The organism is Halorubrum sp. Atlit-8R, from assembly GCF_003666025.1.
GTDB lineage: Archaea > Halobacteriota > Halobacteria > Halobacteriales > Haloferacaceae > Halorubrum > Halorubrum salinarum.
In genome coordinates, this window is record NZ_QPLV01000069.1 from 1 (window position 1) to 447 (window position 447).

1 protein-coding gene is annotated in these 447 nt (G+C 45.6%); it reads left to right on the plus strand.

The window, feature by feature from the left end; genetic code table 11:
• Positions 1-226 precede the first annotated feature (226 nt).
• Positions 227-447 (plus strand): hypothetical protein (locus tag DVK05_RS17660; protein ID WP_233562259.1); only part of this gene is annotated, 221 nt, incomplete at its 3' end.

Here is a 447-nt window from a genome sequence, read left to right on the forward strand (position 1 = left end):
ACCATGCGACCCGGCGACTAGGACGAAAAAGACGGGAAACGGGTCTGGCTCAGTTGGGCTAATAAAAACGACGAAGTTGGCGCTCTCGGTGATGAACCGAGTCGTCCGAAATGAGCTTCCTATAGCAGTTGCCTTGTCCCATAGAAATCATGTTTTACCCAATCCAATTACTATCAAGAATAGTTCGCGGGTGTCGTTAATTAGTCAGTAGTGGTTAGAAGATCATATGGATATCATAGAGATTGAACCAGGAGACAGCATCGAGGATGTTCGTAGACTTTGGACAGAGATGGTTGAGGAGCTGGATCAATACTTGACAATCAAATCGATAGACGAGGGCTACCGCTCTGTTATCCGGAGTAAGCTAAGCGAATGGCAACAAGGTGATGACAATGTTCTATTTGCTTGCTTTGACGACTCTACAGAAGGATTTATATCTGCTAGGCG